The organism is Flavobacterium cauense R2A-7 (genome assembly GCF_000498475.1).
GTDB classification, from domain to species: domain Bacteria; phylum Bacteroidota; class Bacteroidia; order Flavobacteriales; family Flavobacteriaceae; genus Flavobacterium; species Flavobacterium cauense.
The window spans coordinates 391,868-410,658 of the sequence record NZ_AVBI01000019.1 but is presented as its reverse complement, the minus strand read 5'-3'; the positions used below and the strand labels follow the sequence as shown (position 1 = coordinate 410,658).

15 protein-coding genes are annotated in these 18,791 nt (G+C 38.0%); 5 read left to right on the top strand and 10 right to left on the bottom strand.

The features are described from left to right. Positions 1-45: 45 nt before the first annotated feature. From FCR2A7T_RS11945 to FCR2A7T_RS11905, 10 genes are all read right to left on the bottom strand, one after another. A complete protein-coding gene (locus FCR2A7T_RS11945; protein ID WP_023571559.1) occupies positions 46-867 on the bottom strand; it encodes a hypothetical protein in 822 nt (273 codons plus the stop codon). A 129-nt stretch (positions 868-996) separates the two neighbouring features. Beyond that, positions 997-1,125 carry a YqaE/Pmp3 family membrane protein gene (locus tag FCR2A7T_RS15350; RefSeq protein WP_262493740.1) on the bottom strand — a complete coding sequence of 43 codons (129 nt, stop codon included), beginning with the start codon at positions 1,123-1,125 and terminating at the stop codon, positions 997-999. Between the two features lie 190 nt (positions 1,126-1,315). Continuing rightward, positions 1,316-1,663 (bottom strand): hypothetical protein, encoded by a 348-nt coding sequence (locus FCR2A7T_RS11940; RefSeq protein ID WP_023571558.1) that lies wholly within the window; start codon positions 1,661-1,663, stop codon positions 1,316-1,318. Continuing rightward, positions 1,664-3,142 (bottom strand): class I SAM-dependent DNA methyltransferase, encoded by a 1,479-nt coding sequence (locus FCR2A7T_RS11935; RefSeq protein WP_023571557.1) that lies wholly within the window; start codon positions 3,140-3,142, stop codon positions 1,664-1,666. A gap of 8 nt (positions 3,143-3,150) precedes the next feature. Then, entirely contained in the window at positions 3,151-6,579 is a 3,429-nt protein-coding gene (locus FCR2A7T_RS11930) for a COR domain-containing protein (RefSeq protein ID WP_023571556.1), read from the bottom strand. A gap of 11 nt (positions 6,580-6,590) precedes the next feature. Next, the gene (locus FCR2A7T_RS11925) at positions 6,591-7,799 is read right to left on the bottom strand and encodes a restriction endonuclease subunit S (RefSeq protein WP_023571555.1); all 1,209 of its coding nucleotides are present in this window, start codon (positions 7,797-7,799) and stop codon (positions 6,591-6,593) included. Between the two features lie 21 nt (positions 7,800-7,820). Continuing rightward, on the bottom strand, positions 7,821-8,240 hold the full coding sequence (locus tag FCR2A7T_RS11920; protein WP_023571554.1) for a PIN-like domain-containing protein: 420 nt from the start codon (positions 8,238-8,240) through the stop codon (positions 7,821-7,823). A gap of 2 nt (positions 8,241-8,242) precedes the next feature. After that, on the bottom strand, positions 8,243-8,914 hold the full coding sequence (locus FCR2A7T_RS11915) for a DUF433 domain-containing protein (RefSeq protein ID WP_023571553.1): 672 nt from the start codon (positions 8,912-8,914) through the stop codon (positions 8,243-8,245). A 32-nt stretch (positions 8,915-8,946) separates the two neighbouring features. Beyond that, complete coding sequence (locus tag FCR2A7T_RS11910; RefSeq protein ID WP_023571552.1) at positions 8,947-11,766, bottom strand: type I restriction endonuclease subunit R; 2,820 nt, start codon at positions 11,764-11,766, stop codon at positions 8,947-8,949. A gap of 364 nt (positions 11,767-12,130) precedes the next feature. Then, entirely contained in the window at positions 12,131-12,880 is a 750-nt protein-coding gene (locus FCR2A7T_RS11905) for a hypothetical protein (protein ID WP_023571551.1), read from the bottom strand. 365 nt (positions 12,881-13,245) lie between these two features. Between FCR2A7T_RS11905 and FCR2A7T_RS11900 the strand changes: the two genes are divergently transcribed. The 5 genes from FCR2A7T_RS11900 (at position 13,246) to ilvB (ending at position 18,782) form a co-directional block, all read left to right on the top strand. Continuing rightward, positions 13,246-13,434 carry a hypothetical protein gene (locus FCR2A7T_RS11900; RefSeq protein WP_035118542.1) on the top strand — a complete coding sequence of 63 codons (189 nt, stop codon included), beginning with the start codon at positions 13,246-13,248 and terminating at the stop codon, positions 13,432-13,434. Between the two features lie 122 nt (positions 13,435-13,556). After that, a complete protein-coding gene (locus FCR2A7T_RS11895) occupies positions 13,557-14,114 on the top strand; it encodes a DUF6642 family protein (protein WP_023571548.1) in 558 nt (185 codons plus the stop codon). Between the two features lie 401 nt (positions 14,115-14,515). Then, the gene (locus FCR2A7T_RS11890) at positions 14,516-15,400 is read left to right on the top strand and encodes a branched-chain amino acid transaminase (protein WP_023571547.1); all 885 of its coding nucleotides are present in this window, start codon (positions 14,516-14,518) and stop codon (positions 15,398-15,400) included. A 1-nt stretch (position 15,401) separates the two neighbouring features. Continuing rightward, entirely contained in the window at positions 15,402-17,078 is a 1,677-nt protein-coding gene (gene ilvD / locus FCR2A7T_RS11885; RefSeq protein WP_023571546.1) for a dihydroxy-acid dehydratase, read from the top strand. Positions 17,079-17,087: 9 nt separating this feature from the next. Further along, the gene (ilvB, locus tag FCR2A7T_RS11880) at positions 17,088-18,782 is read left to right on the top strand and encodes a biosynthetic-type acetolactate synthase large subunit (RefSeq protein ID WP_023571545.1); all 1,695 of its coding nucleotides are present in this window, start codon (positions 17,088-17,090) and stop codon (positions 18,780-18,782) included. The last annotated feature ends 9 nt before the right edge of the window (positions 18,783-18,791 follow it).

Below are 18,791 nucleotides of genomic sequence, written 5' to 3'. Positions count from 1 at the left end.
TGAGGCTCTCGTTTCTCGGTGCCTGAGGCTCTCGAAGGCAGGCTCTCAAAGGGTAGAAGCCAACAAAAACGCCCTACAAATCACCCCCAACCGTTGCACCAATTCATTACTAACCATACTCAACTGATTCGTATGAATCAACAATCGCTTAGGGTCTTCAAAATTATCATAATGCATATTAATATATTCATTCTTTAGCCCCTCCGAATACTTTCTTGAGGATTCAGCATCATAGGTCAATCCGAAAAAATCCTGTAAATCAATTTCAAAATCCCTAACATAATGCCCCACAGCAACAATGGTAATCGGAAAATCGCTGAAAAAAGGCATCTGAAACAAAGCCCTTCTTTTAAAAATACTGGCTGCTCTGATGTCCTTTGCAATCTGGTGACTGTAATTAGCCGTAACCTGATTAAGTTCCGAACAAAACGCATATTCATGAAAAGTAATATGTTCGCTGGGAGTACCGTTAAAATACACCGTATCAATAATTTTTTGATAATTATGCCAGGTTTTGCTGGTACCGCCATGACCTCTTTTGATCTCGCCATTGGCATTCCTGCTTTCAACCGTGTTTTTCTGTCCTTTATAAGGGTAGAGGGGGTTATAGGTTGGAAATCGGTCTTCCGTAAACCAATGGTCTATTGCATCAGGCTGTGTTCCATTACTGCAATTACTTTCCCAATCCGTAACATTCTTTTTAAATTCGTTTACATACTGCTGCTCCGATTTTTGCATATCAATTGCTGCTTCTTTACCCACAAGCAACAACTTTCCATTCGGGTTTCCGCTACCTAAAAAAAGCTCATTTTCTTTAGCATAGCGTATTGCATTTTTAAAGGATGCTGAATAAATAACGTCTTCCATTACTTGTTTTTGTTATTATTTAATTGAAAATTATTTATTCCTCATCTCGTTAATAATCTTATTAGTTCTTCTGTCTGCATACATGCGGTTTAAAGAGGTAACAGCCCAAATAAAAGCGGGACACAAGCGTTAGCGAACTGGCGAAGCAATCCAACCGATGATTGTAATCTGAAGAATCAAACAAACTATTCCCGACATAATTTTCCCTTGCAGAAATAAGGACAGCCAGGGGAAGAAAAAGGCTATTACGTAACGCATGAGTTATTTTTTATTTACTATTGTCAAAAGTGACGCCATTCTTTTTTTACATTAGGGTCATTCTCCGGTCCCTGATACTCTCGTCCCCCGGTCCCTGAGGCTCTCGAAGGGCGGTGCCTGAGGTTCTCGAAGGCAGGCTCTCATCCTCCGGTCCCTGAGGCTCTCGAAGGGTCAAAGAGCTAATCTAAATTCAATTAGTATACGCAATCACAATTTGATGATGATTCATACGATACCCTTCACCTGTAAACAAAAGATTGTCTTCAATTCTATCTTCTCCTTCTCGCCACCATCTGGCAGTAATAAGTCCGTTTACAATTCTAAATTCTAAAATGGCATTAACCCGACCAGACTCAAAATCGAAATAAAAAGCTTCATAAAGCATTAGTCCGTTGATAAAATCACCAAAAGATTCATCGCGTAAAAAATGGGCTGTTTCTGTGAACAATTCTGCATTCGGAGTTAGGTTATTCGTATAAACACCATTTAAATCTCCGTTTAATTGAATGTCGTATAAAATGATGCCTCTTAATTCCATTTACTTCAACCCATTTAAAACCGCTCTGAAACTCTCCAAACCAGCCTCAATATTCTCAATAATTTCCTCTGCCAATTCATCCGGGTCTGGCAGGTTGTCCAAGTCGGCTAACGACTTATCCTTAATCCAGCTGATGTCTAAACTCGTTTTATCCCTTGCAATAATATCCTCGTAAGAGAACTTGCGCCAGCGTCCGTCCGGGTTATCTTCTGAATACGTTTCCTTACGTTTGGCAATACTCCCTTCGTTGTATAAATCAATGAAATCCTGAAGGTCGCTGTATTTTAATGGGTTTTTCTTTAAAGTATGATGAATATTGGTACGGTAATCATACACCCAAACCTCTTTAGTCCAAGGGTTTTTACTGGCAGGTTTGCCGTCAAAGAACAATACGTTTGCCTTAACGCCATTGGCATAAAAAATACCCGTAGGTAAGCGCAAAATCGTATGCAAATCTGTAGTTTCCAGTAACTTCTTACGAACCGATTCCCCGGCACCACCTTCAAACAATACATTATCGGGCAATACCACAGCAGCCTTTCCGGTTTCTTTCAGTAAAGTTTTAATATGCTGTAAGAAATTCAACTGCTTGTTACTGGTCGTTACCCAAAAGTCCTGACGGTTATACGTCAAATCTTCGCGCTCTTGCTCTCCGGCTTCATTGGTAATAGTCATGCTGCTCTTTTTACCAAACGGCGGATTGGCAAGGATATAATCAAAACGGTCGCCACTATCTGCTACTAACGCATCGTTAGGCGAGATAAAATTGTCCGAGTCAATATCCCCAATGTTATGCAAAAACAGGTTCATCAAAGCCAATCGGCGGGTACTTGCCACAATCTCATTGCCTTTAAAAGTATGGTACTTTAAAAACTGCTTTTGTTCTTTGTCTAATTTATGTTTTTCGGTTAACCAGTCATAAGCAGCTAAAAAGAAACCTCCCGTGCCGCACGCCGGGTCACCAATGGTTTTCATGGGTTCCGGGTTGATACAGGCTACCATGGCTTTAATTAGTGGGCGAGGGGTAAAGTACTGCCCGGCACCGCTTTTGGTGTCTTCAGCATTCTTTTCTAACAAGCCTTCGTAGATGTCGCCTTTGTCTTTAACGCCCATCATTACCCATTGCTCCGCATCAATCATTTTGATTAGCTTAAACAACTTGGCGGGGTCTTGTATTTTGTTTTGGCTTTTGGTAAAAATCTGCCCTAAAATGCCTTTGTTGTTTCCTAACTCACGCAGCATTTTGCTGTAATGTACTTCCAGTTCGTCACCGCTTTTGGTTAGCAAACTTTCCCAGTTAAACTCCTTAGGGATATTTAAATTGCGGTTGTGTGGGGGTAAGCTGTATTCATAGGCCATTTTTAAAAACAGCAAATAGGTTAACTGTTCTAAGTAATCGCCATAGCCTACGCCATCGTCTCTTAGGGTTTGGCAGAAGGCCCATACTTTGCTTACTATTGTGGAATTGTGATTGCTCATTTATTTTATTAAATAGTTGTGTTTTTGTCTACTTTTCCGCCGACAATTCTCTCATAAATCTTTAAAACATCAGTAGGCAAATTATTTTGATAAAAATCATCCCCTTCAGGCTCTAAATTTTTATCAATCATTATTCTTATACATTCTTCGATGATATACCAAGCCATATTTTGATTATCAAAATCAACAACTGGTTTAGCTGTATATGGCAAAGCAGTATACTTACCTAAGTTATTATTTTCTGTCGTCCATCTACAAAAATCTAAAATTATTGGGACGATTCTTAAATCCTGGTTAGTAGCTTTTTTTTCAAATGCTTTTGCAATTTCATGCTCATGAATATATTTTGTCTTCATAAAATTTGGGCTAATCATGAAGCAAATTATATCGGATTCATCAAAATTTTTCTGAATTTCTTGATTCCACTCAGATCCGGCTTCTAGTTCACTACAATACCAATGTGAGACTTTTCCGTCTAATTGTAAAGAAGCTAAGTGTTCAATAAATTTGTTTACAAGTTTTAAATCTTGTTTAGAGTAAGAAATAAATATCTTTTTCATTACATCAGGTTTATGTAAATACTTTTTAAATTTTGTTAGTTTATAATATTTTTCATTATAGAAAAAAGTCCAATTATTTTTATCTTCGTTTTCATGAATTACTTTTATAGGTATATAATCCTCCCCGTCAATTGTAATCATTTCTTCTACATCATATTTGTAATTTATTTTGTTTACTGTATCGATGATTTGGTCAACAAAATTTGTATCAAAATCGTTGTTCAATTTGAACAAATCAATAGATGCATTACCGGTATCATCTCCTAAATTAAAAATAATTTTTACTATTTCGTTTGATACAGGATCCTTAATAATCAATCCGTTTTTCCAATAATAATAGTATATTTCTGATCCTTTTTTTTCTCCAATTACATATTCTCCATATTCTCTGAAGATTTGCAGAATAACATTTTTATGAATAAAACCTTTATATAAAAATTTCCTATATGGTTTTTTATCATTTTGAATAAAAAGATTCAACAATTCATCAGGTTTTTTAGGAAGATAAAGTGGTGCAATAAAAGTCTTTTTGTAAGGATTTTGAAAGATGATATTAAAACCTTTCATTAAGCTTAATATATTATTTACCTCATCCTCAGTTAAGTAGTTTTCAAAAATTTCTTTTACATAATTTAAATCAAACTCACCTCCTTTTTCGTAAAGCCCTCCTAAAATTTTATAAATCTTGTTAAGTACCCATTTTTTATCAATAAAAATCAAATCATTATAAATTGAATTTGGATAGTGCATAATCAAACCAATTTGATTTAAATAATTTGCTAAAATTTTTGCTTGTTCAATATCTATATTAACACCTTTTATTGAATTACAAAAAATTACAAATTCTTTTAAATTAATTATTGCATCGCCTTGATATTTAGAAATTGAATCTTTAACTTTTCCATAATAATTTGGTAACTTCGCTCCAACAATTTGCATGTTGTTCAACATTTCAGATAATAAGACATCAAAATAATCTGTTCTTCTTTTTTCAATTACTGAAATATTGATAAAATCATAAATGAAAGGATATTCTTTTTTTAATTCTTCAGAATTTAGAAAAACTATTTCATCTTGATTAACTACTTTATTTTGGACAACTAACACATCACTATTAAATTCATTTATATTATCGATTTGAAAATCAAAAATTTTGATTTTATCATCTTGAACATAATATTTGATCGAATCTAACCAGTATTTTAATGGGAAATCTTGAAATTCTACTTCTTTTTCAATTCCTTTTGAAACTTCTTGAATAACAGTTCTTTTATTTAAACAATTACTATATACATCCCAAAGTAAAATGTAAATAGTATTTGAACTAAAAAATAAGTGATGAGTATCATGAAAAAAATCATGTCCTCCAAAATCAAACAAGTTTATTGTACATTTTTGTTTGATTTCATCAAGTAAATGCTTACTTGTGACTTTTCGTTCTTCGAGCCAATGTGTTGAACAATGTTTTACATTTAAATCGTTCTCATCATCTAAATATTTTGCTAAAGTTGTTTTACCTACTTCACTATTTCCAACCAAGATTAATTTAACTTCATTATTAATATAATGCTTACCTTTATTGATATCTTCAAAATATTTTAAAACTGCCATTTTTCCAATATTGACAATTTCCAATGGTGGTTTTTGCAAAGGATTTTTAGCAATACTAATAGTGTTTTGTTCCCATTTAGAATTTACAATATCTTTTTTTTCAATTAGACTTTTAATAGGCGTTAAATCAGTTATTTCATTTCCATGTAAATCTATTGTCGAAATATTTGGAATTTTTATCTTAATAAAAAATGAAACTGTTTTTAAAGAATTGTTACTAAGGTATAATTCGCGGAGTAATTTAAATTCTCCATTTAGTGCAATTGAAGTTATACAATTATTATTTAAGTGTAAAACCTCTAAATCTAAAAGTTGAGATAAACTTGGTATTTTATCTACTCGATTATTGCTAAAATTTATGTATTTAAGTTTAGTTAATTTTGTTAAAAAACCTAGCTCTTTAATTCTCCAACCTGTACCCTTTATTCCATCAGTATTCCAATCACCCCCAGCAATAAAAGTATTTAAGTTTTTAAGTTTTATTATTTCAGCAGGAATAATTCCAAAATTATTTTTTCCACCTCTATTTTCACTTCCTGCTTTGTGCCATTTTCCATTCCTAAATTCACCCCATTCATTACTGATAATTAGAGTTTTTATATGATTACATTGGAATAATTCAGGAACTTCATATAAGCTGGTTAAATTACATTTTCCAATATCAAGATATTCATCTCCAAATTTAATGGAATCATTAATTTTCTTTTTTACATGTTTTAGTCTATCCGTACAAAAATTAATTATTGAGTTTTTCAAAATATTTTGAAAAATAAAAAAATCCTCCTGACCATAACTATTAATAAAAAATATTTCTCTTAAATTTTTGCCAATTTTAGGTAAAGTGGAAATTATTCCTTCTTTTTTTATTTGAATATCTTTTGAAATATTTAATGATGAATTTATTCTTATTAAATAAATTAAAGCATCGGGATATCTATTTTCAATTTTTTTTATAAAATCTTTCTCATAAGAAATATTTTCATAGTAATATAAATTTCCTACTATTAGAAAAACTGACGGAATATCATTATGTTGAATAGGACTATTAAAAATAGGATCTTCAAAAGAACGTATTTCTTTTATCCGAATTTTGACATTATGCTCTTGTTCGGAAATTAATGCATCAAATTCAATATCATTGGGATTATTATTATTTATGCGATATAACTGCTCAAATAGATTTTCAACCAGAAATGTTTTCCCTATGCCAGGTTGTCCAACAACCCACACATTACAATAACCATTAGATGAATTAAAAACATTCATAACTTATTTTTTTAAACCAACTCCCCACTAAACGCCTTCTTCAAAATACTCTGTCTCAAAGCCTCCGATTTAAGCAAACTCTCCTGTATACTTTCTTCCATTTTATCTGCAACACTTAAACGACTTTCTATTTCTTGAACGATTATGTGTTGTTCTTCAATCAAAGGGATGGGAATTTTTATGCTTTCTAAAATATTTACATTAATATTTTTCTGAGCAGTTGCTGGAGCTAATTCTTCCAATTTTTGTTTAAATGAAATGAAAAAATAATTTAGGTATTTGTTAGAAAGCACTTCCTCTTTTGAAAGTAAACCAACTACACTATCAGGAAAACATGCATCAAAATCTAAAATGGCTGTTTCTCCAATATTTGCAGCAATAGTAATACATAATGTTCCTTTTGGCCAAAGTTTACTTTGGGCTAAACCAAACTCACTATAAGTTTGAGAAAACTTTTTTATATACCCACCATTTGCATTTCTAATATCACCGGTTTGAATAAAAGGATAATTACCACCATATAATTCGGATGCATTTCTAGGCCTATGTTTTGATTTTCCTCTTTTAACCTCACAAACTTCTTTTAAATTAACTACTATCCACCCCTCAGGCAACACCCTATCCTTAACATTCTCATTAGTAAGTTTCCCCTCAAAAGCATGCTTCAACACACTCTGGCGGTACACTTTTAACTGCTCCTGTGCGGTTTTTAAATCTTCAATGCCTTTGTCTAACTCGCTAAAGAGTTCTTCTATTTTGGAGACGATGGCTTGTTGGGTTGCGAGATCTGGGATTGAAATTTCAGTAGCCTCAAATTTTCCTTTTGTAATATGAACCATCCCTGAACCGTGGGCTTTAGAATATAATTCCAAGACAAGTTTTTCTAGTAAATAAAATAAAAACATTTTATTTACAGAATCTTTAGGTTCAACTTTAAAAATGTGCTGATTCAACCATGCATCTTGTTCTTTCCAAATATAAGCACCCAATGAAGCAGACCATGCAAAAAGCAAATCACCTTTAGCAACTTTGTATCGATCTTCAAAAATTTGATTTGTATAATTATAAGGAGCTGTTTTTTTATTTAGATTTTGAATTCTAATTATAGGCTTACCACTTTCTTCCCATTCTGTTGGCTTAAAAGCTCTACCATTTAGATAATTTGCTACATCACCAAGTTTTTTTGTTTGCCAGTTTTTAGGCGGTATCTTATTTTTCATTAAAATGCTATTAATTGAGGCCTACATTTTTTCAAACTTTCTACTTGAAGAACCTCGAAATGCGAAAGGGGTTTTGTTTTTCTTTACAATGGTTTTAATATTGTCCCATTCTTCAATCAGCTTTTTTACCATATCCCAATACGAAAAGCCATTTTTAGAAGGTGGGTTTAAGAACAGAATTCCAACACCACTTTTCAAGTATAATTCCCTTTGATGTTTTTGTGATTGTATTCTTGAGTCTTGCGTTATTACGATGCCGTTTTCAGCGCCAACTTTAGGAATCCAGTCTTCGTCTAGAGCACCCTTCCCAAATTCATCAGAAATTGATAGAACTTCAATTTCTAATCCATCACGTAAATTTTGTGGCTGTTGTAATGTATTTAACCCATGTGCTAATTGCTTCGGTAAATTTTCATCAATATAAATTTTATATTTTCTCATATTTACGCTGCATTTAGATGAAACAATATAGCATCTTTTACTTCTTTTTCTGAAATTTCATATAAGGCAGCAATAAATTTTACGGGTTCATTAGATTGATACATTTTATAAATAACCTCAGATTGAATGTTAGTGCCACTAATTACAGGTTGTCCAAATTTATGGTGCGGATCACAAACAATTTTGTGTTTTTTCCCTAAAGGCCAGAAACGAGAAGCTAATAATTCATTGTCAAAATCCAAATTGTGAAAAAACATAGAAATTAGTTCTAAGTTTAATTGCTTACTGCCGTCTAAGGAAATGGTATCACCATTCATTTTTAGATATACTTTTAGCTTATCTGTTTTAATATTCTCTAAAACCTCTTTTTTAGCAAAAGGGAAGTTAGTGTTATAAAGAATAGAAAGCTCTTTATGGGCTTTTAAGACTTCTTTGGTTTTTACTCCTGCTTCTGCAAATTGCATCATAACATAAAACTCAATCAAAGTATGAAAACCAACGGCTTTTGAATTTTCAACAGACCAAGAGTAGTTTTGTTCATAATGTTTACCTAAATCACCATCCCAATATTTGGTAATCCATGTTCTCACTTTGTGGTAAGGCAAACGAAGAATCTGCGCAATTTCCTGCGTAGTAAAAATTCCATTTCCTAATTCTAATTTATTTTCGAACATTTCTATTTTTAGAGTTTGTACAAATTTAGGGTTTACGCCGCTAAAACTTCATTTAATTCATCAATAATCTCTATATATTGGTTACCAAACAGTTGATAAAATTTCCCTAAACCACCATGGGCATTAAACGGGTTCAGCTCAAAGTCTTCGGTATCCAAATGGAAAGAGTTGGCAATATAATCCTTAATCATGCGGAGCCATTGCATTTGCTCTTCGGTAAATTTTATATTCGCTCCGGCTTGCTTTTTAAAAGCCCAATCCTGGAAGTTCCTGTCTACGGTTTTGTCATACCCGTTCAAATATTCATCAATACGCAACGCTTTACGCAATACCGATACCAGTAAAACCAGATCCTGTTTCGGTTTTTCGCTTCTTGGCATGCGCTGTACAAATTTACCTTTGTCCTGTTCATCTTCCATAGTAGCGTAAGCATCCCAAAGTTTGGCAGGTTGTAGGGTAGGTTGTTCCAATATCAGTTTATCATACAAATCGCGTATCATTTTATAGGTGAGCTCCCTTCTGCGGTAAGGTTCCCCATAAAAAATTTGCAGGGCTAAGGCTTCGTCTTTGTTTTCCTGCACCCATTGTTCAAAGGCGGCAACACTGCTTTGGGCTTGCTCGTTTACATCGGCCACCCAGCCAATTTTATGTACTTCGTCTATGTTTAACGTGTCGATAATCTGGTCATACTTCTTGCGTACATCAACAATATAATTGCGAAGTTCAGGATTATGAAACTCCGTAATGGCCTTGTCAATTAATGCACGGTGTTGTTCCTCAATTTTAGCTTCCAATACGGTAGGAGCTTCACCTTTATGCTGTTCGTAAACCGATGTTCTGATTTGTTCTATTGTATCAGGGTCGTAAGCATTCAAGAGCTTTTGCACCACTTGTTTTACTTCCAGTCCGTTGGCTAACGCACTGAATTTCTCCCGTTCTTTAGGGTTTATCTGCCGGTCTAAACGAATCAGACGGTTGGCTAAAGTAGTCAGTATCTCTTCCGAACGGTTCCCCATGGCTACCGTTTGCAGGACGTCTTTTAAAGACATACCCGGTTGTTTTTCCAAAGGACGACTGTCGGTTTTTTGGGAACTCTCTACGCCAATGGCATCGATTATTACAAAATGGTCTTTGTTGTATTTTGCTGTAGGGGTTCCGGTTTTTCGCAATTCGTCTAAAGTACAGGTACGGGTACCTCTTCCTTTCATTTGCTCATAATAACTTTTACTTTTTACATCCCGCATAAACAGTAAAACCTCCAACGGTCGGATATCGGTACCGGTGGCAATCATATCTACCGTAACGGCAATGCGTGGGTAATAACTATTACGAAACTCACTTAAAATACTCTTCGGGTCTTCTTTAGACTGATAGGTGATTTTTCTACAGAACTTGTTTGCTTCTCCAAATTCTTCCCGTACTATCTCAATAATGTCTTCCGCATGACTGTCACTTTTGGCGAAAATCAGCATTTTAGGCACTTCAAAATGACCGTCTTTATCAAAGCGGTCGGGAAACATTACGGGTAAATTATCTCTGGTGGCTCTGATAATACTTCGTATTGTACTGGGATTAACAATGTCTTTGTCTAATTGTTTGCCACTATAGGCGATATCTTCATCAACGGTTTCCCAAAACTTGCGTCTTGTTAACCGTTCGCGTTTATCAACTTTTTCACCCAAAGCTATGGCAGCACCTTCTTTGGTAATTTTGGTTTCTATGGTAAACACGTTATAAGGCACTAACACGCCGTCAATCACTGCTTTTTCATACCCGTAATCCGATACCACATTTCCGTTAAAATAGGAGAAAGTACGGTTATCCGGTGTGGCCGTTAAGCCTACCTGAAATGCATCAAAATAATCCAGCACCTGACGCCACAAATTGTAAATACTACGGTGGCATTCGTCAATTACGATAAAATCAAAAAACTCAACAGGAACCCGTTCGTTGTAAACCACAGGCATTGGTTCTTTGGTCTGCACAAATTCGTAAGGGTTTAATTCCTCGGCACTTTCTTCCAGTTCCGTTCCTTTCAGGATAGAATACATCCGCTGAATGGTACTGATGTATACTTCACTGTCATCGGGAATAAAACTGCTGCGCAGACGGGTTACATTATGCAGTTGCGGAAACAGGGAATTACTGTCTGTAGGCTGGTATACCATGAATTCCTGCTCTGCCTGTTCTCCCAAGTTTTTAGTATCTACTAAAAATAAAACGCGTTTTGCTTTAGCAAATTTCAGCAAGCGGTAAATAAAGGTAATTGCGGTAAAAGTCTTCCCCGAACCCGTAGCCATTTGCACCAGGGCTTTAGGTTTAAAGTTTTTAAAAGATTTTTCCAGATTGTTGATGGCATCAATTTGGCAGTCGCGCAAATTAGCAAGAGGCAATTCCGGTAAATCCAATAAACGGCCTCGTAAAGTTTTCCCTTCTTTAACCCAACGCAATAAGGTTTCCGGCCGGTGAAAGCTAAAGACCTCTCTCGAACGCGGTTTTGGGTCGTTATAATTAGTGAATTTGGTAATGGCTCCCGTGCTTACATACACATAAGGCAACGGGTCATTATTTAGGAATTTTAATTTTGCTTTCGCATATTCTTCCCCTTGTTCTTCGACTACAGAAAGTGTTTGCCCCATTTCAGGACGTTTCGCCTCAATAATACCTACAGGTTGTTGCTGCACAAACAAAACATAATCCGCAGGTCCGGCATTGGTTTGATACTCGCGCACCGCTACTCCAGTTCCCGCAGCTAAATTAATTTGTGTTTTATTCTGTATAATCCACCCACACGCAAGCAATTGCTTGTCGATAGCATCGCGGGCAATTTGTTCGGGGTTTTGGTTAGTCATTAGGGGCTGATTTGTTTTTCCAAACATAACCATAAAAAAACACTTACACAATCACTAAATTTAGTGATATTTAAAAAAGTTTATCATAAAAACAAAAAGGGCTTCGAGAACCTGCCTTCGAAAGCCTCAGGCACCGAATGAGGGACAGAAAACGAGAACCACCCTTCGAGAGCCTCAGGCACCAAATAAGGCAAAACCCCATACCAAAAGATACAGGGTTTAAAAAAAAAACTCAATAACGTAACTATAATCTAAATCAGTATTTTTGCACTCAGCCACTCAGCCACTCAGTCACTCAGTCACTCAGTCACTCAGTCACTCAGTCACTCAGTCACTCAGTCACTCAGCCACTCAGCACTCAGCATTAAACTACCTCAATAATAGTCAACACATTATACTCCTCATTTTTAAGCGAATACTGCACTGAATTCACTTCCTGATAAAACGAAATCATCAAAAGAAAAAACTGTTGCCCCGTACCCGTAGGAACACTGCTCGGGGTCAAAGTAACCGTAGTAGGAGTAAGGTTCAAAGGTAAATTCACCACCGGACTGTAAGCCACTTCCGAAACCTCGGTTTCAAAATCCAAAGCACAAACCGCGCCCTGAAAACTCACATGGGTAGCCCCCTGCGGAAACAAAACCTGTTCGGCGGTTAAAATATCCCGTAACATAATTACGCCGGTATTCGTATCCAAATCATACGGCGCAAACAACACACTGTCCAAAATCGCATTGGCATTAAAATTAAAACCACGCAACACCTGTTTGCCCTCCGGAGTCGATAAACCCACACTAACACTGCGCTTGCCTCTCGGAGAAAGAACGTCCATGTTCTTAATGCGCGACATCACACTCAACAACCGGCTTTGCAGCTTACTGTCCTTTGCCTTAAAAACCATCGTACCCAAAGCACGACGCAAAACTTTACCACTGCTGCCACTGTGGCCAAACTCGCTGTTGTTCTCACGGGTACGGATAAAATTCGGATCATTACCAATGCGCTCTTTCGAAACACCGCCTTTTCTGCGAACATAATTCACCCCGTCTTTTTTATAAAACGTCAAATCCTCAACCGTTCCTTCAATCTTGATAATACTGTTAACTTTTGCCATAACTTTTAAGTTCTTTTAATAGATTAATAATAGGCTGCAATACTATAACAACCAACAGTTACCCCCAAACCGCCATTGCCGAAAACAACCGAAATTGCCGAAAAGAACCAAAATTGCCGTTTTTGCCGAAAAAAATTTTAAGAAATACTTTTCTGATATAAAAATCCTACGATATTTGCATCCCGAAAGAAAAAACCTATTTAAAAACAAAAAGCAACTATGAAAAAGGTAAAAAGCAACAACATCCTTACTCCATGCTTACTCCATGGTAAAGCCATGGTAAAGCCATGGTAAAGCCATGCTAACCCATGCAAAAGAAAATAACACACAAACAAGTCAAAAACAACACAACAAAAAACAACACCATGAGCAGAATCATAATCTATCCGAAAGACATCCAGCAAATCACCGGAAAAAGCGAAAGACAATGCCGCAACATTATTGCCACCATCAAAAAAGTACACAACAAACAAAAACACCAATCCGTAACCATACACGAATTCTGCGACTACATGGGCATTAACTTCGAAACCCTCCCCGTAAAACTGAAATAACAAAACCGTTTTCAAATCACGAACCGGTGGCTTCGAGTGCCTCAGCCACCGTACAGCATAACAAAAGTTATTCCCGAACCCAGAGGCTCACAAAGGAAACCCTTACCTTTGCAAAAAAAACAATGCCCAAAAAAAACTACATCTACTGCCTAGAATCCGTCCCAGATGTTGAAACACCCGGCAGCAGTCCCATTCTTAAAGGACTCGAAACCCTTGCTACCCAATACGGCATCACCAACGTATACAAAACCTGCGACAGTATCGAAGGGTTCGAGGAAGGCATCAGTACCCTGTTGTATGAAGACCGCCATTTTAAGGAGTACGCCGTTATTTATCTGGTATTCGAGGGCAGAAGCAACGAACTCAAAATAGACAACTACTATTACAGTTTTGAGGAAATAGCCGAGTTTTTCGAAGGCAGGCTACAAGACAAAATCGTCCATTTCGCCAACACCCTGCAATTGGATCTGGACGAAGAAACGTTTCAGTACTTTTTAGATGTTACGGGCGCCAAAGCCGTTTCCGGTTATGCCAACACCGCACCGGTTTTAAGTACAGTACTGGACAATCTGTATTTCTCCCTTTCTCAGGAATACGACGATGTAGTGGAAATAACCGAAACCCTCTTCGAAAAACAATATGCCTTGTGCAACGCCTTAGGGTTTAGGATGTATTATTAAATTCATAGTTTAAGGGCGGCTGAGAGGTCTTAAATCATATTTTTATCAAAAAAGACTTGTTTTTTTAAAAAATCCATTACATTTGTGCCGTTAATGACAAAAAATCAATGAAAAACACAGTTATCATTCCTTCAATTAGTATTGCAATTGCGATTATCGCAAGGGCGGGGGAGTGCTGTAACTAGTTTTTATAATTATATATAAAAAAAAGCCTCCCGAGAAATCAGGAGGCTTTTTTTATTTTACACCAACATGACAGTTTTCGCAATTATTATTATCAGCATTATTATTTACCCGCCCGGGTGAGTCAGGCTGATATTGTCTAAACTTTTCAGAGCCTTTCTCATCATTTGGGAAAGGCTTTTTTGTTTTCCATCCGTAACATTATTTAATCAATTTTTATGTACTACAACCACAACTCCCTAATTTTTCTTAACGGAAAAATGGTAAAAGCAAACGAATCAGTCACTGATTTGTACAGTCAAACCCTCCACTACGGCTATGGCGTTTTTGAAGGCATCCGTGCTTACAAAACTGAAAGCGGCACCCAGGTTTTTAAAGCAGAAGCACACTACGAGCGACTAAAGAAGTCCTGCGAACTGGTGAAAATTCCGTTCAATTGGTCGGTATCCGAATTGGTGGAAGCGACTTACCAAGTGTTAAAAGCCAATAATTTAAGCGATGCCTATGTTCGTCCGTTGGTTTTTTGCAGTCCCAATATGAGCTTGACCAGACCCAACGAAGTATCCGTAATGATTTGCGCTTGGGAATGGGGCGCTTATTTAGGCGATAAACAATTGCGTTTAACCCTTTCGTCCTATTGTCGCCCTCATCCGCGTTCCCTGCATGTGGAAGCCAAGGTTTGCGGACACTACGTAAACTCCATTCTGGCCACCACAGAAGCAAAAGACAACGGTTACGACGAAGCCCTGTTGTTAGACTGCGACGGTTACTTGGCCGAAGGACCGGGAGCCAATCTCTTTTTTGAAAAAGACGGGATATTGTACACCCCAAAGTTAGGGAACATCTTACCCGGCATAACCCGCGCCACCGTGTTGGAGTTAGCGGATAAGTTTGGCTTTGAAGTGCAACAAGGTTCATACACCCCGGAAGATTTATGGGAAGCCGACAGCGCTTTTTATTGCGGAACAGCTGCCGAAATCATCGGAATTGAATCGGTAGACGAAATAACATTCCGAAAAGACTGGAACAATTCCTTAGGGAAACAATTGCAGGAAGCCTATTCCAAATTGGTCAGAGAAACAACAAAAGTAAGTAGGCAATAACATGAAAACACTAAACCATTACAGTAAAACCATAACCCAGGACGAAACCCAACCCGCAGCACAAGCCATGTTATACGGCATCGGACTTACCGAAGCCGACATGCAGAAAGCCCAGGTAGGAATCGTAAGCACCGGCTACGAAGGGAATACCTGTAACATGCACTTAAATGCCTTAGCCAAAACAGTCAAAGCAGGGGTACAGCATCAGGATTTGGTAGGTTTAATTTTTAATACAATTGGGGTAAGCGACGGAATCTCCAACGGAACAGACGGCATGCGCTTTTCCTTAGTTTCCCGCGATGTCATTGCCGATTCTATAGAAACGGTGGTTAACGCACAATGGTACGATGCCGTATTAGCCGTAGTGGGTTGCGATAAGAACATGCCGGGTTCCATAATGGCCATGGGCCGACTCAACCGTCCGGCAATCATGATTTACGGAGGAACCATCCATTCCGGAAAGTGGAAAGGCGAATCCCTAAATATCGTTTCTGCCTTTGAAGCGTTGGGAAAGAAAATCAACAATACCATCACGCCCGAAGATTATAAAGGCGTCATCCAAAACGCCTGTCCGGGTGCCGGAGCCTGTGGCGGCATGTATACGGCCAATACGATGGCGTCGGCTATTGAAGCGTTAGGGATGAGTTTGCCTTACAGTTCCTCTAATCCGGCTTTAAGTCAGGAAAAAAGAGAAGAATGTTTTCTGGCAGGAAAGGCGTTAAAGCGTCTTATGAAAAACGACATCAAACCCAAAGACATCATGACCAAAAAAGCCTTCGAAAACGCCATGACTATGGTAGTGGTTTTAGGAGGTTCCACCAATGCAGTCATGCACTTGATAGCCATGGCCCATTCGGTAGATATCGAACTGACCTTAGAAGATTTTCAGCGTATCAGTGACAGCACTCCGGTTCTTGCCGATTTAAAACCCAGTGGTAAATATCTGATGGAAGACTTGCATGAAGCAGGAGGGATTCCGTCAGTAATGAAATACCTGCTGCAACAGCACTTACTGCATGGCGATTGTTTAACCGTAACAGGAAAAACGGTAGCAGAAAACCTCGCTTCAGTTCCGGATTTGAAAGAAGGGCAAGGAGTGTTTCTGGATGTAACAACACCGGTTAAACCTAACGGACACTTGCAAATGCTTTTCGGGAATCTGGCATCAAAAGGGAGTGTAGCCAAAATAAGCGGGAACGAAGGCGACTATTTTGAAGGACCTGCCCGAGTGTATAATGATGAGTACTCCGTGATTGAAGGCATCAGGAATGGAGAAGTACAACCTGGTGAAGTCATTGTAATACGGTATTGTGGCCCCAAAGGCGGTCCGGGTATGCCGGAAATGCTCAAGCCAACTTCAGCTATTATGGGAGCCGGTTTAGGGAATAGCGTTGCTTTAATTACCGATGGTCGGTTTTCGGGTGGCACGCACGGTTTTGTCGTAGGGCACATCACACCGGAAGCTTACCAAGGCGGTACGATAGCCTTAGTGCAAAACGGAGACATAATTACAATTGACGCTAAAAACAATACCCTAAATGTAAAACTGGAAGAAGCGGAACTATTGCACAGAAAGTCTCTATGGAAACAACCACAGCCTAAAGTAACCAAAGGGGTTTTGTACAAATACCTGCAATGTGTTTCCAGTGCTTCCACCGGATGTGTAACAGATAATTAAATACAAGCTATGAACTCAACAAAAATAACAGGCGCTCAGGCAGTATTAGAAGCTTTAGTAGCGGAAGAGGTAAACACAATATTCGGTTATCCCGGCGGTGCCATCATGCCCATTTATGATGCACTATACGATTATGCCGATAGCGTTAATCATATTTTGGTACGCCATGAGCAAGGCGCCATTCATGCGGCACAGGGCTACGCAAGGGTTTCGGGCAAAACGGGCGTAGTGTTTGCCACGTCAGGCCCCGGAGCAACTAATTTAATTACCGGTTTAGCCGATGCCTTAATTGATTCTACACCGGTAGTCTGCATTACAGGTCAGGTAGCTTCCCATCTTTTGGGAACTGATGCTTTTCAGGAAACCGATGTCATCGGAATCTCCATGCCCGTCACGAAGTGGAATTGTCAGGTAACCAAAGCCAGTGAAATACCCGCTGCTGTCGCCAAAGCTTTTTACATCGCACAATCAGGACGTCCGGGACCGGTTTTAATCGATATCACCAAAGACGCCCAGTTTGAAATGATGGCATTTCAGTATGAAAAGTGCACGCAAATAAGAAGTTATCAGCCCAAACCGGAACTTCCAATTCCGGCTATTGAAGCCGCTTCTATAGTACTGAATCAAGCCAAAAAGCCCTTAATGCTGATCGGTCAGGGAATTATGCTGAGCAATGCCGAAAACGAGTTGCTTCAATTTGCAGAAAAATCAGGAATACCGGTAGCTTCCACACTTTTAGGATTAGGAGCTTTTCCGAACAACCATCCGTTGTATGTAGGTTTTTTGGGAATGCATGGCGATTACGCGCCCAATATCAAAACCAACGAATGCGATGTATTGCTCGCAGTGGGAATGCGTTTTGATGACCGTGTCACCGGAGATGTTTCGCGCTATGCCAAACAAGCATCGGTAATTCATATCGACATTGATGCTTCAGAACTCAACAAAATAATTAAAGCCGATGTGGCCGTTCACGCCGATGCTAAACAAGCCTTAGAAAAGTTAACAGCATTGGTAACGAAAAAAGAACATCTGGCTTGGTTGCAGGAATTTGCAGCAGCCAAAGCCATGGAATTATATACGTTAGCCAATACCAAAAAAATAATGCCTTCAGACGAGTTAAAAATGGATGAAGTAGTTGCCTTGCTTTCGGAACTCACTCAGGGAGAAGCGGTAATCGTTACCGATGTCGGACAACACCAAATGATGGCAGCACGCTATTATCAGTACAATCAAACCAAGAGCAATGTGACTTCCGGTGGTTTGGGAACTATGGGTTTTGCGTTGCCTGCGGCTATTGGTGCCAAGTTGGGTGCACCGGATAAACAGGTTATTGCCATCATTGGGGACGGTGGTTTTCAAATGACCCTTCAGGAACTGGGAACCATACTGCAAAGTAAAATGGCAGTGAAAATAGTGATTCTGAACAATAAATTCTTAGGTATGGTCCGACAATGGCAGCAGTTGTTTTTTGAAAAACGCTATTCTTTTACCGAAATGGTGAGCCCTGATTTTGTAGCCTTAGCCAAATCCTACAGTATCGAAGCTCAGAAGGTTGAAGAGCGAACAGCTTTAAAAGCATCTTTAGAACAAATGCTCAATCATGAAGGGGCTTATTTGCTGGAAGTGGCAGTAGCCAAAGAAGAAAATGTTTTCCCGATGGTGCCTACCGGGGCTTCAGTTTCAGAAATACGCTTAGTATAAATATAAAAG

Coding starts and splice junctions, on each gene's coding strand:
- FCR2A7T_RS11945 (WP_023571559.1), bottom strand. CDS start 867: ATGGAAGACGTTATTTATTCAGCATCCTTTAAAAATGCAATACGCTAT.
- FCR2A7T_RS15350 (WP_262493740.1), bottom strand. CDS start 1,125: ATGCGTTACGTAATAGCCTTTTTCTTCCCCTGGCTGTCCTTATTTCTG.
- FCR2A7T_RS11940 (WP_023571558.1), bottom strand. CDS start 1,663: ATGGAATTAAGAGGCATCATTTTATACGACATTCAATTAAACGGAGAT.
- FCR2A7T_RS11935 (WP_023571557.1), bottom strand. CDS start 3,142: ATGAGCAATCACAATTCCACAATAGTAAGCAAAGTATGGGCCTTCTGC.
- FCR2A7T_RS11930 (WP_023571556.1), bottom strand. CDS start 6,579: ATGAATGTTTTTAATTCATCTAATGGTTATTGTAATGTGTGGGTTGTT.
- FCR2A7T_RS11925 (WP_023571555.1), bottom strand. CDS start 7,799: ATGAAAAATAAGATACCGCCTAAAAACTGGCAAACAAAAAAACTTGGT.
- FCR2A7T_RS11920 (WP_023571554.1), bottom strand. CDS start 8,240: ATGAGAAAATATAAAATTTATATTGATGAAAATTTACCGAAGCAATTA.
- FCR2A7T_RS11915 (WP_023571553.1), bottom strand. CDS start 8,914: ATGTTCGAAAATAAATTAGAATTAGGAAATGGAATTTTTACTACGCAG.
- FCR2A7T_RS11910 (WP_023571552.1), bottom strand. CDS start 11,766: ATGACTAACCAAAACCCCGAACAAATTGCCCGCGATGCTATCGACAAG.
- FCR2A7T_RS11905 (WP_023571551.1), bottom strand. CDS start 12,880: ATGGCAAAAGTTAACAGTATTATCAAGATTGAAGGAACGGTTGAGGAT.
- FCR2A7T_RS11900 (WP_035118542.1), top strand. CDS start 13,246: ATGAGCAGAATCATAATCTATCCGAAAGACATCCAGCAAATCACCGGA.
- FCR2A7T_RS11895 (WP_023571548.1), top strand. CDS start 13,557: ATGCCCAAAAAAAACTACATCTACTGCCTAGAATCCGTCCCAGATGTT.
- FCR2A7T_RS11890 (WP_023571547.1), top strand. CDS start 14,516: ATGTACTACAACCACAACTCCCTAATTTTTCTTAACGGAAAAATGGTA.
- ilvD (WP_023571546.1), top strand. CDS start 15,402: ATGAAAACACTAAACCATTACAGTAAAACCATAACCCAGGACGAAACC.
- ilvB (WP_023571545.1), top strand. CDS start 17,088: ATGAACTCAACAAAAATAACAGGCGCTCAGGCAGTATTAGAAGCTTTA.